Below are 17,964 nucleotides of genomic sequence, written 5' to 3'. Positions count from 1 at the left end.
CTTGATGCTTTCGAGAACAACGTGATGCATGTTCTTTTCTTGAGCAGTTCACTGGGCCCAGGCGGCGCAGAACGGGTTGCGACGACATTATGCAATTCCTGGGTGGACAGGGGGGACAGCGTGACCCTTGTCCCTACATTTTCAGGCGGTGGCCAGCCGTTTTATCCATTACGGCCGCAGATAGAGCTTTTGTATCTGGCTGACCAGGTGGGGGCGGCAAAATCAGGGTGGCGCAGCTATTTCGGGCGATTCAACGCATTGCTCGAAATTGCCAGGTCCCGCCACCCCGATGTCATCGTATCTTTTCTGCCCAATGTGAACGTCGTTGCCGTCTTGCTATCCGCGGCAACAGGTATTCCTTGCATCATCAGCGAGCGCAGCGATCCTGCTGTCCAACCCCTTGGCACATTTTGGCGTATGTGTTGCAAGGCGTTGTATCGCTTTGCCGATGCCGTCGTCGTGCAGACTGACAACGTTGCCGCCAGCGTGGTGCGCCGATATGGCAACATGCGACGGGTCTCGGTGGTGCCCAACCCCATTCCACCGGCGCTTGAGCAATACCGGGCGGACGGCCGTGCCATTCGTACACGGCGTTGCCTGCTCAGCCTGGGGCGTCTGTCGCATGAAAAACAGGTGGGGGCCGTCATCGATTGCTTCGCGTCGCTTGCGGGAGGGTTCGCTGAATGGGATCTGCACATCTACGGCGATGGTCCTGAGCGCGAGGCGTTGTCGGAGCAGATCATACGGTTGGGAATGGGCGACAGGGTCTTCCTGATGGGGGGGACCGAGACACCGTGGGCGGTGATGGCCGATAGCGATCTGTTCGTGATGAATTCCAGATACGAGGGGTTCCCCAACGCCCTTCTTGAAGCCATGGCCATCGGTCTGCCCTGTGTGACCGCAGATTGCCGCAGTGGACCGCGCGAAATCAGTGCCGACGGTCGTGATGCAATGCTTTTCGCGCCCGGCGATGTTATGGCAATGCAAAGTGCGCTTGCCACCCTGATGGCGGATTCGGCATTACGGAATTCGTTGGGCCTGCAGGCGCGTGCCGCTGTGCTGTCCCGCTATTCGCTGGCCGCCATTCTCCATTTATGGGATCGCGAAATGATCGCAGTGCGAGGCAGGCGCCGATGAAAAGCGTCGTCCATATCATCGCCGGCCTCGGGCGGGGTGGCGCCGAGCATGCGCTTACCCGTTTGCTCGAATCCCCAGCGGTCAGACGCGACTACCGGCACACCGTGATTTCCCTCACGGATGGTGGTGTCTATGCCCGCAGGCTGGCCACAGCAGGCGTACCGGTCATTTCGCTGGGTGCGGAAAAGCGGCTGCGGTTGCCCAGTCTGCCCTTCGAATTGATACGCCGCTTACGGGCGCTCAAACCTGACTTGGTACAGACCTGGATGTATCATGCCGACCTTCTCGGTGGGCTGGCTGCACAATGTGCAGGGCGCCCGCCGGTGCTGTGGGGCATCCGCTCCTTCGATTTGAAGCGGGGCGCGAAACTGCCCACCCGCATGGTGCAAAAGGCATGCGCCTGGACCTCGGCCTGGTTGCCTACCTTGATTCTCTGCGTTGCCGAAGCATCCCGGCGGAACCATACGGCGCTTGGCTACGAGGCTGGACGCATACGCGTCGTTCCAAACGGTTTCGAAGTGGGTGATTTGCCGGAAGCGGAAAGGGTACAGGCTTTCCGTGCTGTCTGCGGTCTGCAACCAGCGCATCGGGTGGTCGGGTGCGTAGGTCGGTTCCATCCGGCGAAGGATCATCGGAACTTCGTGCTCGCGGCGGCCCAGGTCGCCGAGCATTTTGCCGATGTCCGCTTCATGATGGTTGGCCCCGGGCTGATCTGGGAGAACCGCGAATTGCGCGACTGGATCGAGGAGGCAGGCTTGACTGCCCGCATGGTGCTGCTGGGCGAGCGGGAGGATGTGCCTTCATGTATGGCAGCGATGGACGTGTTTTGCTCCTCTTCGCGTACGGAAGCCTTTCCCCAGGTGGTTGGGGAGGCCATGGCGTTGGCAAAACCGGTGGTGGTCACCGATGTGGGCGATTCCGCATTGGTAGTCGGCGATACGGGGATTGTGGTCGCGAAGGAGGATCCGCTGCATCTTGCCCAGGGCTTGATGCGGTTGCTGCACCTGGATACGGACGAGCGCGTCATCTGGGGACAACGCGCGCGCCAGCGCATCCGAGATGAATTTTCGTTTGACAGGACCGTGGCAAAGACGCTGTCTGCCTATGCAGAAGCGCTGTCCGGTCATCAGCAGCGTTGAGGATAAAGCCTGATGTGTGGTTTCGCCGGTTTTCTGATGCCCGCACGTACCTGGACCCAATCCCAGGCGGCGGTGTTGTTGAATGCGATGGGTCAGGCCATCCTCCATCGCGGACCGGATAGCTCGGGCCTTTGGAGCGACCCGGCACAAGGCATCGCCCTGGTGCACCGCCGCCTGGCCATCGTCGATTTGAGTGCGGCCGGTCACCAGCCCATGCTGGAAGGCTCGGGGCGTTATGTGCTCGTCTTCAACGGCGAGATCTACAACCACCTTCTATTGCGCAAAGAGCTCGAGCAATATTCCCCGCTGCCGCAGTGGGCAGGTCATTCCGATACCGAAACCCTGCTCGCGGGCTTCATCGCCTGGGGAATCGAGGCCACGCTGCAGCGCTGCATCGGCATGTTCGTCATCGCCGTTTGGGACAGGCAGCAGCACGAGCTCGTCCTGGCACGGGATCGGCTGGGGGAGAAACCGCTCTACTACGGTTGGCAGGGCACCGGCGAGCAGCGCGCCTTCCTGTTCGGTTCCGAGCTCAAGGCGCTGCGGCAGCATCCCGCTTTCGAGGCACCGATCGACCGCGGCGCGCTGGCGCTGCTGATGCGCCACAACTATATCCCGGCGCCGCATTCCATCTATCAGGGGATCAGCAAGCTGGAGCCCGGCATGCTGTTGCGCCTGTCACTGACGGATTCCCAGCCGCGGTGCCGGCGTTTCTGGGATCTGGCGGCAGTGATCCGGGCAGGGCGGGCGGCGCCTTTCCAAGGTACCGCCGAGGCGGCGGCGGACCGGCTGGAGGAGTTGGCGCGCGATGCCATCGGGCAGCAGATGATGGCGGACGTGCCACTGGGTGCCTTCCTGTCGGGGGGGATCGACTCCAGCACCGTGGTGGCGTTGATGCAGGCGCAGTCCGCGCGGCCGGTCAAGACCTTCACCATCGGTTTCAATGAGGCGGGATACAACGAAGCAGTGCATGCCAAGGCCGTCGCGGCCCATCTGGGCACCGAGCACACCGAGCTCTACGTGACGCCGGAGCAGGCGATGGAGGTGATTCCACTGTTGCCGCAGTTGTATTGCGAGCCCTTTGCCGATTCGTCGCAGATTCCCACATTCCTGGTCAGCCGGCTGGCGCGCCAGCATGTGACGGTGTCGCTGTCCGGAGATGGCGGGGACGAGCTTTTCTGCGGTTATGCGCGGTATGGGATCTCCGAGTCCTGGTGGGCACGTATCTCGCGGGCTCCTGTCGGGGTGCGGCTGCTGCTGGCCAGGGCGCTGGCGCCCTTCGCATCGCCCGCGGCATCGGCGTGGTTGCCCAGATCGCTCGGAGACAAGCTGGATCGCGGCCTGGACATGCTGACCGCCAGGGATGTGGACGATCTGTATCGCACGCTGGTTTCCCAACTGACCGATCCATGCCAATGGTTGATCGGGGTCGCCTCGGAGCCCGGCACACGGCTGACCGACGCCAAGCCGGACCTGCCTGCCTTGCATCCGGTGGAACGGATGATGGCGTTCGATGCGGTCAGCTATCTGCCGGACGACATCCTGGTCAAGGTGGATCGTGCTTCGATGGGGGTCAGCCTCGAATCGCGTGTTCCTTTCCTGGATCATCGGATCGTCGAATTCGCCTGGCAGCTGCCGCTGGAAATCAAGCGTCACCAGGGCATTTCCAAGTGGCCGCTGCGGCAGGTGTTGTACCGGCATGTGCCGAGGACATTGATCGATCGGCCGAAGAAGGGCTTTGCAGTGCCGGTGCATGAATGGCTGCGTGGGCCATTGCGTGAATGGGCGGACGAACTCCTGAGTGAGCGGCGTCTGCGCGAGGAGGGGTTTTTCAATCCGCAGCGTGTGCGCGCTGCCTGGGCGGAGCACCTCGCAGGTCGGCGCAATTGGATGCCCAGGCTATGGACAGTGCTGATGTTCCAGGCGTGGCTGAAGGAAAATCCGGGTGCTTGACGGCCATATCGTCTTCTTCGTCAGCGAGGATTGGTACTTCTGCTCGCACCGCCTGCCCGTGGCCCGCGCCGCGCGCGACGCTGGCATGCGGGTCACCGTGGTCACGCAGGTCGACCGCCACGCCGAACGGATCGCGGCCGAGGGATTTGCTCTGGTTCCGTTCCCGATGCGGCGCGCGGGAATGAATCCCTGGCATGAGCTGCGCCTGCTGTGGCGCCTCGTTGCCGTCTACCGGCGATTGCAACCGGATCTGGTGCATCAGGTGGCGGTCAAGCCGGTGATCTATGGTTCCATCGCGGCCTGGGTGACTGGCGTACCGGCCGTGGTGAACGCATTGGCGGGGCTGGGTTTTGTCTTTGCGTCCGAGTCGTGGCAGGCGCGGCTGCTGCGTTGGCCGGTGAAGGCGTTGTTCAAGTGGGCATTGTCGCGCCCCGGCGGCCGACTGATCCTGCAAAACGAGGATGATGCCGCGCTGTTCCGGCAGGCGGGCCTCGCCCCCTCAGGCGCGATCCGTCTGATCCGCGGCTCCGGCGTCGATCCGCAGGTCTACCCGGCGCTGCCGCCGGCACCGGGCGTGCCGGTCGTGATGCTGCCTGCCCGTCTGCTGCGGGACAAGGGCGTGTACGAGTTCGTCGATGCTGCACGCTTGTTGAGGCAACGCGGGATCGCGGCGCGTTTTGCATTGGTGGGAGACCCGGACCGGGAGAACCCGGCCGCGGTCAGCGCTGAGCAGTGTGCGGCCTGGGTTGCCGAAGGGGTGGTCGAGGCATGGGGTTGGCAAAGCGACATGGTGGCGGCGCTGGGCCAAAGCACCCTCGTGTGCCTGCCCTCCTATCGTGAAGGGTTGCCGAAAAGCCTGCTGGAGGCCGCAAGCTGCGCGCGGGCGATCGTGACCACTGATGTGCCCGGCTGCCGCGAAGTGGTCGAGGATGGGGTGAACGGTCTGCTGGTGCCGGTACGTTCGGTGCGGCCGCTGGCCGACGCGATCGAACGGCTGCTGCAGGACAGCGCCTTGCGGCAGCGCATGGCGGAGCAGGGGCGGCAGCGGGTACTCGCGCGCTATGCGGAGTCGATCGTGGTCCGGCAGACCCTGGCCATCTATCAAGAGCTTGGTGGAGTCGATAGGTGACACAGGCATTGGTGACCGGCGCGTCCGGTTTCGTAGGGCGAGCGTTGCTGGCGCATCTGGCCGGCGAGGCGGCGTTTCAACCCTTGGCGGCCGTACGCAGGCCGCCGGCGCAGGTCGTCACGGGGGTGCGCTATCTGCAGGCCGGCGATCTGAGCGGGCCGATCGATTGGGCGCCGTTGCTGGCAGGCATCGACGTGGTGGTGCATGCCGCCGCCCGGGTGCATGTGATGCAGGATACGGCGGCCGATCCGCTGCAGGCATTCCGACAAGCGAATGTGGAAGGCACGCTGCACCTGGCGCGTCAGGCCGCGGCGGCAGGCGTCAGGCGCTTCGTGTTCATCAGCTCGATCAAGGTGAACGGGGAGGGCACGTTGCCGGGGCGGGCCTACACCGCGGACGATACGCCTGCGCCGGTCGATGCCTATGGGCTGTCCAAGCTGGAGGCGGAGCAGGGTTTGCTTGCGCGGGCCGGGCAAGGCGGCATGGAGGTCGTGATCATCCGGCCGCCATTGGTCTATGGGCCCGGGGTGAAGGCCAATTTCCTGCAGATGATGCGCTGGCTGCATCGCCGGGTGCCGCTGCCACTGGGTGCCATCGGGAACCGGCGCAGTCTGGTGGGGATGGACAACCTCTGCGACCTCATCCGGGTGTGCATGACGCATCCGGCCGCAGGCGGGCAGGTCTTCCTTGCCAGCGACGGGTGCGATCTGTCGACCACGGCGCTGCTGCGCCAGCTGGGCGAGGCGCTGGGACGGCCCGCGCGGCTGTGGCCGGTGCCGGCGCACCTGCTCGAAATCGCCGCTGCATGTGTGGGCAGGCGCGCTGTTGCGCGGCGCCTGCTGGGCTCATTGCAGGTGGATATCGCCAAGACCAGGCAATTGTTGGACTGGCATCCCCCCGTCACTGTGGAGCATGGTTTGGCGATGACCGCCGAATCGTTCCTGAAGCAGGTCGCCAAATGAGTTTCATGCTGTATCTGGGCGCATTGACCGCGCTCGCATCGTTTGTTCTTACCTGGTGCATCCGGGGCTATGCGTTGCGGCGCAATGTGCTGGATATCCCGAATGCGCGCAGCTCGCATGCGATTCCCACACCGCGCGGCGGTGGCGTCGCCATTGTGGCGGCGTTTGCCCTGGGGTTGCCATTGCTATGGCACAAGGGCCTGTTGCCGGATGGGCCGGCGATCGCGCTGCTGGGGGCGGGGGCGTGGATTGCCGCTGTCGGCTTTATCGACGACCACCGTCATATCCCCTCCCGCTGGCGCCTGCTGGCGCATTTTGCCGCTGCGTGCTGGGTGCTGTACTGGCTTGGCGGCATGCCGACGATGGTGTTGCTGGGCACGACGGTCGATCCGGGCTGGTTCTGGCACGGCGTGACGCTGGTGTATATCGTGTGGATGCTGAACCTATACAACTTCATGGACGGCATCGACGGCATCGCCAGCCTGGAGGCCATCACCGTCTGCATTGGGGGCGTCATCCTGCTGTGGCTGGTCGATACCACGCCTTCCGCGTTCCATGCGCCGGTGTTGCTCGCGGCCGCGGTCGCGGGTTTCCTGGTGTGGAACTTCCCCCGCGCCCGGATCTTCATGGGCGATGCCGGTAGCGGATTCATCGGCATCACGCTGGCGACGCTCTCGATTCTCGCCGCGCACGAAGACCAGAGATTGTTCTGGGGATGGCTGATCCTGCTGGGCGTGTTTGTGGTGGATGCAACCTTGACGCTGGTCCGCCGCATGCTTGGTGGGCAACGCTTCGATGAGGCGCACCGCACCCATGCCTACCAGTACGCGGCCCGGCGCCTGGGATCACATCGACCGGTAAGTACCGCCGTCGCGTTGATCAATCTGCTGTGGCTGCTGCCGCTGGCCAGCTTGGCCGTGGCAGGCAGGCTGGACGGGGTCGTGGCGCTTGCGATCGCGTATCTGCCATTGCTGGTGCTCGGTATCCGTCTGGAGGCCGGTGTGCCGGAACCGAAACAGACCGGCAAGGAGAGCTGAGATGTCCCCGCATTCGCTGTTGATCATCGGCGCCGGCGGCCACGGCCGCGCCATCGCCGAGCTGGTCGAACTGGGCGGCCAGTTCAGCATCGCCGGCTTCGTCGACGACGGCTGGCCGCAGTTGCACGAGGTATGGCATTACCCGGTGCTCGGTGCGATTGCCGATCTGCCCCGGTTTAAGCCCTGTGCCAGCCACGCCTTTGTCGCGATCGGCAACAATCGGGTCCGGCTGCAACTGCTGCACCAGCTCGAAACCATGCAATTTGCCGTGCCGAATCTATTGCATCCGCGCGCCTGCGTCTCTCCCCGGGCCGTGCTGGGAACGGGGGTTGCAGTGATGGCCGGGGCGGTGGTGGGGTGCGAGGCAGTGCTTGCCGACGGGGTCATCGTCAATGCGGGGGCCGTGGTCGATCATCATTGCGTGGTCGGCAGGTGTGGCCATTTCGGGGTCGGGGCGTTTGCCGCCGGGGGCGTCCGTGTCGGCGAGGGAGCATGGCTGCAGGCCGGCTGCGCGCTGGGCTACCGCGTGGTTGTCGACGACTGGGCCATCCTCGCCCCTGGCACCGCGTTGAGCGCGGCCTGAACCGGCAGTTGATCCTTTGAGAACAGACTGAATGCTTTCCCGTTTCGTACTTCTGCACCGTCGCACCAAGGCCATGATGATTGCCCTGTGCGACGGACTGCTGCTGCCCGTCATGGTCTGGCTGGCGGTATGCCTGCGCTACGGCGAATGGCGGGTGCCCGGCCCGCTGGATCTGCTTGGCTACGCCATCCTGCCGCTGATTGCGCTGCCGCTGTTCCTGCGCACCGGGCTCTACCGGGCGGTGACGCGCTATCTCGCTGATCGCGCAGTGCTGCTGATCATCGGCACCGTATCGCTGGTGATGCTGGCCTACGCCGGCCTGGCGCTGCTGATCGGGCAATGGGATATCCCCCGCAGCGCATTCCTGATCACCTGGCTGCTGGTCGTGTTCTACATGCTGGCCAGCCGGTTCGCCGTGCGCCTGCTGCTGCGGCGCTATGCAGGAGGGCAGTCGCGCAGGGCGGTGCTGATCTACGGTGCCGGCAGCGCGGGCCGGCAGCTGGCCATCGCGCTCAACCTGGGCATGGAATACAAGCCGGTCGGTTTCCTGGATGACGACTTTACGCTGCATGGGCTCGATATCTGCGGGCTGACGGTATTCCGGCCGGAGGATCTGGGCCAGCTGATCAGGAAGAAGCAGGTCGGTCAGGTGTTGCTGGCCATGCCCTCGGTCAGCCGCAATCGGCGCATCGAGCTGGTCAACTGGCTGGAGCCCTATCACGTCGAGGTCAAGGTGGTGCCGGGCATCGCGGATCTGGTGAGCGGCCAGCTGGACGTATCGGATATCCGCACGGTCGATGTCGATGAATTGCTGGGACGCGAAGCGGTGCCGCCGGATGAGCAGCTGCTGGTGGCCAATATCGATGGCAAGGTGGTGATGGTGACCGGGGCGGGCGGGTCGATCGGGGCCGAGCTGTGCCGGCAGATCGCCCGTTTCGGCCCGCTGCGGCTGGTGCTGTACGAGCAATCCGAGTTCGCGCTCTACACCATCGAGCAGGAGCTGCAGCGCCTCGCCGTCGCCAACGAACTGGCGCTGGAGATCGTACCGGTGCTGGGCTCGGTGCAGAACGGGTTGCGCGTCGGCGCCATCATGCAGCGCTACGGCGTACAGACCGTGTACCACGCCGCGGCGTACAAGCACGTGCCGCTGGTGGAGTTCAATATCACCGAGGGCGTGTTCAACAACACCTTCGGCACCCTGGCCACCGCGCAGGCAGCCTTGCATCAGGGGGTCGAGACCTTCGTGCTGATCTCGACCGACAAGGCGGTGCGCCCGACCAATGTGATGGGCGCCAGCAAGCGGATGGCCGAACTGGTGCTGCAGGCGCTGGCGGATGCGCGGGAAGGCGGCACGCGCTTTTGCATGGTGCGTTTTGGCAATGTGCTCGGCTCGTCGGGCTCGGTGGTGCCGCTCTTCAAACGCCAGTTGGACGCCGGCGGGCCGCTCACCGTCACCCATCCGGAGATCACCCGCTATTTCATGACCATCCCCGAAGCCGCGCAGCTGGTGATCCAGGCCGGCGCGATGGCCGAATCGGGCGAGGTGTTCGTGCTCGACATGGGGCAGCCGGTGAAGATCGCCGATCTGGCACGGCGGATGATCCATCTGAGCGGCTACTCGATCAAGGACGAGCACAACCCGTTCGGGGAGATCGAGCTGCGCTACACCGGCCTGCGCCCGGGCGAGAAGCTGTACGAGGAGCTGCTGATCGGCGAGAACGTGCTCGGCACCTCGCATCCGCGCATCATGAAGGCGCGTGAGGAGTTCTACAGCAAGGCCGAGATGGACGTGGTGATCGCCCGCCTGGCCGAAGCCTGCGCATCCAACCACTTCGACTGCATCATGACGCTGCTGCATCAGTGCGTGGCCGATTTCAAGCCGGATGCGACGATCAAGGACCACCTCCATTACGAGGAAAGCTGAGCGCTTGCGCTGCGCGCCGGATATCGGCCTCGTCGCTGTATCCGGCCGGCGTCCCCGAGCGGGGTGGCTGCTCCGTGCCGGCCGGCGTATCCCATCGCACCGGTGTGCCTGCCAGGCCGTTCGCCGCTCGCGTACCGCCCCGGCACGGCTGGGCCGTATGTCCCCTTAGGCCGTGGGCCCGCCTGCCGGCGCCACCGGCCGGCGGCGGAAATGCAGCCAGGCCAGCAGCAGCGTCGATCCTTGCAGTGCGGCGCTCAGGAAGAAGGTGGCGCCGATACGCCAGTCGGTGCGTGGATAGTGACTGACGTGCGCCAGCAGCGGGGTCGACAGCACCGGTGCCACCACCAGCATCAAACTGCTGATCGAGTTGAGCGAACCCATGGCGACGCCCTGCTGCTGTGGTGGTACTTCCTTGGAGATGATCGCCTGCAGCGCCGGGGTGGCGGCGAACGACAGCAGGTTGGCAAAGATGATGCAGTACATCATCCAGCCTTCGGTTGCCAGCCCGTACGCGACATAGGCCACCGTGGCCGAGGCAAAGCCGGCATAGACCACCTGCCGCTCGCCCCACCGCAGCAACCGGCTCAAGAGCGCGCCTTGCACGACAGCGCCGACCAGACCCACGATGAACAGCGACAGGCCGTTCTCGCTGGGGCCCCAGCCGAAGCGGAAGGTGTTGTAGAGCACCCAGGTGGTATGCAACACGAACTGCGCCAGCATGAACAGCGTATAGACCGCGATCAGGCTGCCCACGCCGCGCAGCTGCGCCAGCGCGACCAGTGCCGACAGCGGATTGGCGCGCCTGAATTCGAATGGCACGCGCCGGTCGCGCGGATGCGATTCGGGCAGTACCAGGAGGCCGTACAGTGCATTGAGCAATGACAGCCCGGCCGCCACATAGAACGGCAGGCGCAGATCCTGGGTGCCCAGCAGGCCGCCCAGCATCGGGCCGAAGATGAAGCCAAGCCCGAAGGCGGCGCCGAGCGCGCCAAAGCCGCGTCCCCGGGCCTCGTGCGAGGTGACATCGGCGATATAGGCGTTGGCGACCGAGAAACTCGCACCGGTCGCACCGCCGAGCAGGCGCGCCAGCAGCAGCACCCAGAGGTTGGGCGCCAGCGCCATCAGCAGGAAGTCGCATCCCAGGCCGAAGATCGACAGCAGCAGCACCGGCCGGCGGCCGAAACGGTCGCTCATCGCACCCAGCAGCGGCGCACAGCAGAACTGCATCAACCCATATGCCGCGGCAAGTGCGCCATACCAGTACGCCTGTGCATCGCTGGCGGAGGTGAATTCACCGATCAGACCGGGCAGCACCGGGATGATCAAGCCGAAGCCGAGCACGTCCAGGAAGATCGTCACCAGGATGAACGGAACGGCCGGGCGGCGCGTGACGATGGGGTTAGGCATGGCGGGGCGGCTCACTGACGCTGGATTGGCTGAGCATGCTATGTCAACCAGGCGGTATCAGGGTGATGCCCCGATTGGCAAGCTGATCGGCGCGTTCGTTGAACTCATGGCCGGCATGGCCCTTCACCCAGCGCCAGCTGATCTGGTGGTGCCGCACCGCCTCATCCAGGCGTTGCCACAGATCCATGTTCTTCACCGGCTTCTTGTCGGCGGTCTTCCAGCCGTTCTTCTTCCAGCCGTGGATCCAGGTTTCGATGCCGTTCTTCACATACTGCGAATCGGTATATAGCGTGAGACTGCATGGGCGCTTGAGCACGGCCAGCGCTTCGATTACCGCCAGCAGCTCCATCCGGTTGTTGGTGGTCAGCGCCTCGCCGCCGAACAGTTCCTTTTCCTGGATGCGGCCGTCGCTGGCGTAGCGCAGCAACGCCCCCCAGCCGCCCGGCCCCGGATTGCCCTTGCAGGCGCCGTCGGTATAGATCTCAAGTGTTGCCATGGGTGTCCTGGGCTGGGTGGCGGCCGATGCACCCGCCGCTTCGGGATTGCGGACCTGCGTCCCTCGTCGGCCCGGCGATACGCGGCATGGCATCGACAGCAGGGCCGGGTGGGCGAGCAGTATAGCGAATGTCCGCCGCCTCCTGCCCGGTTCCGGATGGCGGACGGCTACTGCGTCCCCGGGCATGCCGCACTATATCTGGAAGGTGTGCTGCAGGGCCCGGGCCGGTTTGGCGGCGAACTTGAGGGCGGTACCGGCTGTCGCACTGGATACCTTCTTCGAGGAGAGCAACGATGACCAAGACCTGGATCCTGGCGGCCGATGCGAGCCGTGCGCGTATTTTCGAATTGGATGGACGCGCACGTCTGCGTGAAATCGAGGAATTCGAGCATCCGCAGGGGCGCGCACAGAATCGCGAGCTCAACACCGATGCCGAGGGGCGCTACTTCGGTGGCGGGCAGATGCAGGGGCACTCCGCCCAGCCGCGGCTGGATGCGGCACAACATGAGGCCGAGCGATTCTCACGCAGTCTGGGGGGCTATCTGGAGCACGCGCGGGTCCAGCACCGTTTTGACCGGCTCTGCCTGTTCGCGCCGCCCAAATTCCTGGGGCTGATGCGCAGCCAGCTGAGCAAGGACGCGCTGCGCCTGGTCGAGGAAGAGGTGCCCAAGGATATCGCGCAGCTCGCGCCGCGTGAAATCGAGGACTACCTGAGGCGCCACGGCACCCTGCATTGATCGCGCATGGCCGGCGGCAACGGCGGGGCGGTGCCCCGCCGTTTCATTTGCAGCGGTCCTTGGCCGCCTGCTGGCGCAGCTTCTCGACCGCGGCCGTGGCCGGTTGTGGCGTGGGTACCCGCCGCCACTGCGGCTCGATGATGCGCATCCCCACCACCCGCTTGATCACTTCGAGGCAGTAGACCCCTCCGGCAGCCGGCCACCATCGGTCGCCCGCGTCTTCGAGGAAGCGGGTCTTCTCCAGCCAATTGTGCCGCTGCACCGGCGGCCGGTAGCAGACGAACTCGCCACGACGTGTCTCCAGCCCCAGCAGCGTCAGCCAGTCCTTCAGCCGCGGCAGCGCCAGGAAATGGGCCTGCCACGGCAGCTCACCGCGATGCCGCAACCGTTTGAGCCCCCACAGGCTCCACGGGTTGAACCCGGTGATCAGCAGGCGCCCTTCGGGCAGCAGCACGCGCTCGGCCTCGCGCAGTACCTGATGGGGGTCGTTGCAGAAATCGAGCACATGGGGCAGCGCCAGAAGATCCAGCGACTGGTTGGCGAACGGCAGCTGTTCGGGCAGGCAGGCGACCTGGCAGGCGCCGAAACTGCCGGCGGTCGCGCGCCAGGGCATGCGGTTGGTCTTCAGGCAATCGATGACCGGCAGTTCCAGCTGCACCGCCTTGTAGCCGAACAAATCGGCCGCGGTGCGCTCGAACCAGCCGCACTCCTGTGCAGCCACATAGCTGCCTAGCGGCGTGCTCAGCCAATCGGCAAAATGCCGGAAAGGGGAGGCATCGCCAACGTGAGTGTGACCCTGGGAGAATGTCATGCTGCAGCTCGAAGCCTTGCCGGTTCTGGAAGACAATTATATCTGGGTTTTACACGATGGCCGGGAAGCGCTGGCCGTCGACCCGGGGGTGGCCGAGCCGTTGCTGGCCTGGTTGGCGCGTCGGCACCTGTCGCTCGGCGCAGTGCTGATCACCCATCATCACGCTGACCATACCGGTGGATTGCCCGGGCTGTGCGCGGCCGTGCCCGGCCTGCCGGTGTTCGGGCCATCAGCGGTGGCGCCGGTGAACCGGCCGGTGGGCGAGGGCGCATGCGTCACGCTGCTGGGCCAGCCGTTCCAGGTGCTGGCGGTGCCTGGACATACGCTCGATCACCTGGCCTATTGGGGGGCGCCATGGCTGTTCTGCGGCGATACCTTGTTCGGTGCCGGTTGCGGCCGGCTGTTCGAGGGCACGGCGGCGCAGTTGTGGGACTCGCTGCAGCGTCTGCGGGCGTTACCCGACGGCACGCTGGTGTGCTGTGCGCATGAATACACGCTGACCAATCTGCGTTTCGCGCTCACCGTGGAGCCCGACAATCCGGCGTTGCATGCCCGATGGGCGCTGGATGCCGCCCGGCGCGAGCGTGGCGAACCCACGCTGCCCGCCACGCTGGCGCAGGAGCGGATGACCAATCCGTTCCTGCGCAGCGATGACCCTGCGATCCAGACGACGGTCGGCGAGAATGGGCCGCTGGCCGTGTTCACACGGCTGCGTGAGCGCCGTAACGCTTTCCGCTGACCGGGGAGGCAACGGCGTTGACAGCGCGGCGCGCGCGCCTGCACCATCCGGGCTTGTTTCAAACAGGGCGCGCATCCTAATGAAATACCGCCTGCTTGTCGCGTGCCTGGCCTGGTCCGCCTTTGCTGCTGCGTCCACCCCGGCTTCCCCCCCGTCCGACCCTGCCTCGCTGCCCGATCCGCTCGTCGTCGACTACACCGAAGCGGTCGATCCGCTGGTGGCCGAGCTGCTGTTCGGCGATTTCAACCGTGTGCTCCATCCCGACCTTTGGAGCCGGATCCGCGTCGGCTTCGCGCTCACCGACCTGGACAGCCCGCTGGTCGAGAAATGGGAAAACTACTACGCCAGCCGGCCGGACTACCTGCGGCGTATCGTCGAGCGCGGCAGCCGCTACCTGTACTTTGTGGTCGCCGAGGTCGAAAAGCGCGGCATGCCGATGGAGATCGCGCTGCTGCCGATGATCGAATCGGCCTACAACCCCAAGGCAGAGTCGCACGCCGGCGCCGGTGGCATGTGGCAGTTCATCCCGGAGACCGGCAAGCGCTACGGGCTGGAACGCACCTGGTGGTACGACGGCCGGCGCGATGTGGTGGCGTCGACCCAGGCCGCGCTCGACTATCTGCAGACGCTGTACGGCCTGTTCGGCGACTGGCAGCTGGCGCTGGCCAGCTACAACTGGGGCGAAGGTGCGGTCGGCCGCGCGCTGGCGCGCAACCGCGAGGCGGGGTTGCCGTTGAGCTATGCCGATATCCGCAAGCCTGCCGAAACCGAGAACTACGTGCCCAAGCTGCTGGCGGTGCGCAATATCATCGCCGACCCGGACGCCTTTGGCGTGGACCTGGGCCCGTTGCCCAACGATCCGTATTTCACCGCCATCACCACCGGGCGGCATATGGATGTACAGGTCGCCGCCGAGCTGGCCCAGCTGCCGGTGGATGAGCTGCTGCGGCTCAACCCCGGCTTCATCCGCCCGGTGATCGCCTACAAGGACGAACGCAAGCTGGTGCTGCCCGCTGACAAGGTCGAGCTGTTCCAGCGCAACCTCGCAGCCTACGAACGCCCTTTGCTCAACTGGCAACCTTATGTGACGCGCGCCGGTGAAAGCCTGGACGAGCTGGCACGCACACACGGCATCCCGGCCGAGGAGCTGCGCGAGATCAATGATATTCCGCCACGGGAGCAGGTCGCCCGCGGCCAGACCATCCTGGTGCCGCTGGCACCGGGCATGGACATCCGCGAGCGGGTTGCGCTCAATGCCCTGGCGGTGAACAAGGTGCCTGATCCGGTCGATACCGGCGAACAGGACGCGCCGCGCGCGGTGCGCAAGCCGCAGGACCGCTACCGGGTCGGCCGCGGCGATACGCTGTTCAGCATTGCCCAGCGCTTCAACCTGAGCGTGGACGAACTCAAGTCGCTCAACCGCATGCGCGGCAACCAGATCCGTGCCGGCCAGCAGCTCAAGGTGACGCAGGGTGTGGTGGCCGACCAGCCCGGCAAACGGGCCGGCCGCAGCCGCGCCCAGCGCGCCCGGACCTATCTCGTGCGCCGTGGCGATACCTTGTCCGAGATCTCCCGGCGCTACAACGTGGCCCTGGTCGACCTGAAGCGCTGGAATCCTCGTCCGCTGCGGCCGGGGATGAAGGTGTACGTGGAGGCGCCCAACTAGCACACCGGCAACGGACGGCACCGCCGGTGCCAACCCCGGCCCTGATGGGGCGTCCGGACCCTGTCCGATTCCTTGCCGGGCCCGGGGTATCGCCTCGCCGCCGTGCCACGGTGCCTGCGTCCGCTGACCGCTGGCCGTACCAAGCCATGGCGGGCTTGTGTCCGGCTGGACTGTACGGCACCGGCATGACCCCCTTTCACTTTGCCTGGGCGGGGTGTCGCCGCTAATATTCATCCAATCATCTGATGAATTGGACGGATGTATGGCCCAACCCCTGGTAAGGCCCTCGCTGGTCGATCTGGCTGTGTCTGCCCTGCGCGAGCGCATCGAGCACGGCGAATGGCCGCGCGACAGCCGTATCCCCACTGAGCCGGCGCTGGCCACGCTATTGGGTGTGAGCCGCAATACGATACGCGAGGCGGTCCGGGTGTTGGCCTGCTGCGGCGTGCTGACCGTGCGCCAGGGCGATGGCACCTATGTGGCCAGCTGCGTCGATCCCAGTGCCGCGATGGGCGCATTGGCCCGCGCCTCGTTGGCCGAGCATCTGGAAACGCGTGCGCTGCTGGAGGCCGCGTCCGCAGGGCTTGCCGCCTCGCGCCGCACCGAGGCCGATCTGATAGCGATGCAGGCTGCGCTGGCGGCACGTGGCGAGCCGGGTGGGGACGGGGCCCGTACCGCGTTCGCCGAACGCGACCTCGCATTCCACCGCAGTGTGGTGGTGGCGGCACACAATGGCCCATTGCTGGCGCTGTATGACTTCCTCTCGCAGGCGATCCGGGATGGGGTGCTCAGCGCCCTTGCCGATCCGACGCTGCCCGATCCCGACCAGGCAAGCCATGCCGCGATCGTCGACGCCATTGCCGCATGCGATGCCACGGCGGCAGCCGCCGCGGCAAACGCCATCATCCAGCCGATACTGGATCAACTGCGCCGGCCGGCTCCGGGGGTGGACGCATGAACGGTTCTTCTGCCATGCCGCCTGCCGCCACGACCCGACCTGTCAACCGTGCCTGGCTGGTGGCCGGCATGCTGCTGGTCGGCCTGAACCTGCGGCCTGCGCTGTCCAGCGTGGCACCGGTGCTGGGCGCGATCCGCGAGCAGGCCGGCCTGGATGCCGCCGGCGCCGGCCTGCTAACCACGCTGCCGGTGCTGTGCCTGGGATTGTCCGCGCCAATCGCGCCGAGGCTGGCGCGGCGCTGGGGGCCGGAACGCACGGCATTCATCATTCTGCTGATGTTGGCGGCAAGTCTGCTGTTGCGGTCGGTCGGTGGGCTCGCCGGGCTGTTCGCCGGCTCGGTGCTTGCCGGAGCCAGCATCGGCATCATCGGCGTATTGCTGCCCGGCATCGTCAAGCGCGATTTCCCGCATGCCCCGGGCCTGATGACCGGGCTCTACACCATGGCGCTATGCCTGGGGGCCGCGCTGGCCGCCGGCATCACCGAGCCCCTGCGGCTGGCGTTCGCCGGACACTGGCAGCCGGCACTGGCCGCGTGGTCGGCGCTGGCGCTGCTGGCGGCGCTGGTCTGGGCACCGCAATTGCGCCGCAGCGGCGCCGGCAATGCAGCGCCGCCGCCCGCAGTGCGTGGGCTGTGGCGCGACCGGCTGGCCTGGCAGGTCACGCTGTACATGGGATTGCAGTCGTCGCTGGCCTACAGCGTGTTTGGCTGGCTGCCCACCATCCTCATCGAACGCGGTATGAGCCCGGTGGCGGCAGGCTGGGTGCTGTCGGTCTCGATCCTGGTCCAGCTGCTGTCCGCCCTGGGTGGACCCTGGCTGGCCACGCGGGGGCGTGATCAGCGGCCGGCGATCGTGCTGATGCTGGCGCTGACGCTGGCGGGGCTGCTCGGTTGTCTGTTCGCCCCACTGTCGCAGCGCTGGGTCTGGGCCACGGTACTCGGGCTGGGGCAGGGTGGCACCTTCAGCATCGCGCTGACATTGATCGTGCTGCGCGCACGCGATCCCTACATGGCGGCCCAGTTGTCCGGCATGGCGCAGGGCGTAGGCTACACGCTGGCGGCGCTCGGGCCGTTCGCACTTGGGTTGCTGCACCAATGGCATGGCAGTTGGGCGCCGGCCGGTGTGTTCTTCGCACTGGTGACGCTGGCTGCGCTGGCCGCAGGCCTGGGCGCCGGCCGCGCGCGCCATGTGGCAGCACAAGACGGCGGGATGTGATGCTGTCCGCAGCGTGCCCGCTGTCGGTCCGAACGGCAACCGCCCCGGCCGTGCGAACCGCTGAAGCCGCCA

16 protein-coding genes are annotated in these 17,964 nt (G+C 65.9%); 13 read left to right on the top strand and 3 right to left on the bottom strand.

All coding sequences use genetic code 11. The features are described 5' to 3' along the window. The first annotated feature begins 24 nt into the window (after positions 1–24). The 8 genes from N8I74_RS14285 to N8I74_RS14250 all read left to right on the top strand — a co-directional run bounded on the left by N8I74_RS14285 (position 25) and on the right by N8I74_RS14250 (position 9,864). Positions 25–1,137 carry a glycosyltransferase family 4 protein gene (locus N8I74_RS14285; RefSeq protein WP_263123776.1) on the top strand — a complete coding sequence of 371 codons (1,113 nt, stop codon included), beginning with the start codon at positions 25–27 and terminating at the stop codon, positions 1,135–1,137. Next, positions 1,134–2,276 carry a glycosyltransferase gene (locus N8I74_RS14280; RefSeq protein ID WP_263123775.1) on the top strand — a complete coding sequence of 381 codons (1,143 nt, stop codon included), beginning with the start codon at positions 1,134–1,136 and terminating at the stop codon, positions 2,274–2,276. Before N8I74_RS14285 ends, N8I74_RS14280 begins: the two co-directional genes overlap by 4 nt. Before the next feature lie 12 nt (positions 2,277–2,288). Next, entirely contained in the window at positions 2,289–4,229 is a 1,941-nt protein-coding gene (asnB, locus tag N8I74_RS14275) for an asparagine synthase (glutamine-hydrolyzing) (protein ID WP_263123774.1), read from the top strand. Continuing rightward, on the top strand, positions 4,222–5,358 hold the full coding sequence (locus N8I74_RS14270; RefSeq protein WP_263123773.1) for a glycosyltransferase family 4 protein: 1,137 nt from the start codon (positions 4,222–4,224) through the stop codon (positions 5,356–5,358). The genes asnB and N8I74_RS14270 overlap by 8 nt, the downstream gene beginning before the upstream one ends. Then, positions 5,355–6,320, top strand: coding sequence for a UDP-glucose 4-epimerase family protein (locus N8I74_RS14265; RefSeq protein ID WP_263123772.1), 966 nt, complete (start codon positions 5,355–5,357; stop codon positions 6,318–6,320). The genes N8I74_RS14270 and N8I74_RS14265 overlap by 4 nt, the downstream gene beginning before the upstream one ends. Then, a complete protein-coding gene (locus tag N8I74_RS14260) occupies positions 6,317–7,357 on the top strand; it encodes an MraY family glycosyltransferase (RefSeq protein ID WP_263123771.1) in 1,041 nt (346 codons plus the stop codon). Before N8I74_RS14265 ends, N8I74_RS14260 begins: the two co-directional genes overlap by 4 nt. A gap of 1 nt (position 7,358) precedes the next feature. Further along, a complete protein-coding gene (locus tag N8I74_RS14255; protein WP_263123770.1) occupies positions 7,359–7,940 on the top strand; it encodes a NeuD/PglB/VioB family sugar acetyltransferase in 582 nt (193 codons plus the stop codon). A gap of 73 nt (positions 7,941–8,013) precedes the next feature. Further along, positions 8,014–9,864: a polysaccharide biosynthesis protein gene (locus N8I74_RS14250; RefSeq protein WP_263123769.1), complete on the top strand. Its 1,851-nt coding sequence runs from the start codon at positions 8,014–8,016 to the stop codon at positions 9,862–9,864. A gap of 165 nt (positions 9,865–10,029) precedes the next feature. On the opposite strand, the gene N8I74_RS14245 is transcribed toward N8I74_RS14250, so the two are convergent. Both N8I74_RS14245 and rnhA read right to left on the bottom strand, forming a co-directional pair. Beyond that, a complete protein-coding gene (locus N8I74_RS14245) occupies positions 10,030–11,271 on the bottom strand; it encodes a TCR/Tet family MFS transporter (RefSeq protein ID WP_263123768.1) in 1,242 nt (413 codons plus the stop codon). A 43-nt stretch (positions 11,272–11,314) separates the two neighbouring features. After that, positions 11,315–11,767, bottom strand: a complete 453-nt coding sequence (gene rnhA / locus N8I74_RS14240; RefSeq protein WP_263123767.1) for a ribonuclease HI — start codon at positions 11,765–11,767, stop codon at positions 11,315–11,317. A gap of 293 nt (positions 11,768–12,060) precedes the next feature. Between rnhA and N8I74_RS14235 the strand changes: the two genes are divergently transcribed. Beyond that, positions 12,061–12,504: a host attachment protein gene (locus N8I74_RS14235; protein WP_263123766.1), complete on the top strand. Its 444-nt coding sequence runs from the start codon at positions 12,061–12,063 to the stop codon at positions 12,502–12,504. Between the two features lie 43 nt (positions 12,505–12,547). On the opposite strand, the gene N8I74_RS14230 is transcribed toward N8I74_RS14235, so the two are convergent. Further along, entirely contained in the window at positions 12,548–13,315 is a 768-nt protein-coding gene (locus tag N8I74_RS14230) for a class I SAM-dependent methyltransferase (protein WP_263123765.1), read from the bottom strand. Between N8I74_RS14230 and gloB the strand changes: the two genes are divergently transcribed. The 4 genes from gloB to N8I74_RS14210 all read left to right on the top strand — a co-directional run bounded on the left by gloB (position 13,314) and on the right by N8I74_RS14210 (position 17,892). After that, positions 13,314–14,054 carry a hydroxyacylglutathione hydrolase gene (gloB, locus tag N8I74_RS14225; RefSeq protein ID WP_263123764.1) on the top strand — a complete coding sequence of 247 codons (741 nt, stop codon included), beginning with the start codon at positions 13,314–13,316 and terminating at the stop codon, positions 14,052–14,054. The two genes, N8I74_RS14230 and gloB, sit on opposite strands and share 2 nt — an antisense overlap. 79 nt (positions 14,055–14,133) lie before the next feature. Continuing rightward, entirely contained in the window at positions 14,134–15,720 is a 1,587-nt protein-coding gene (locus tag N8I74_RS14220; RefSeq protein ID WP_263123763.1) for a lytic transglycosylase, read from the top strand. A gap of 262 nt (positions 15,721–15,982) precedes the next feature. Continuing rightward, positions 15,983–16,678, top strand: coding sequence for a FadR/GntR family transcriptional regulator (locus N8I74_RS14215; RefSeq protein ID WP_263123762.1), 696 nt, complete (start codon positions 15,983–15,985; stop codon positions 16,676–16,678). Beyond that, positions 16,675–17,892 carry a CynX/NimT family MFS transporter gene (locus tag N8I74_RS14210; RefSeq protein ID WP_263123761.1) on the top strand — a complete coding sequence of 406 codons (1,218 nt, stop codon included), beginning with the start codon at positions 16,675–16,677 and terminating at the stop codon, positions 17,890–17,892. Before N8I74_RS14215 ends, N8I74_RS14210 begins: the two co-directional genes overlap by 4 nt. Positions 17,893–17,964: the final 72 nt, after the last annotated feature.

Origin of the sequence: Chitiniphilus purpureus, assembly GCF_025642115.1 — a bacterium.
GTDB classification, from domain to species: domain Bacteria; phylum Pseudomonadota; class Gammaproteobacteria; order Burkholderiales; family Chitinibacteraceae; genus Chitiniphilus; species Chitiniphilus purpureus.
Note: the sequence above shows the minus strand (reverse complement) of the source record. Positions and strands in the feature narration are given on the sequence as shown.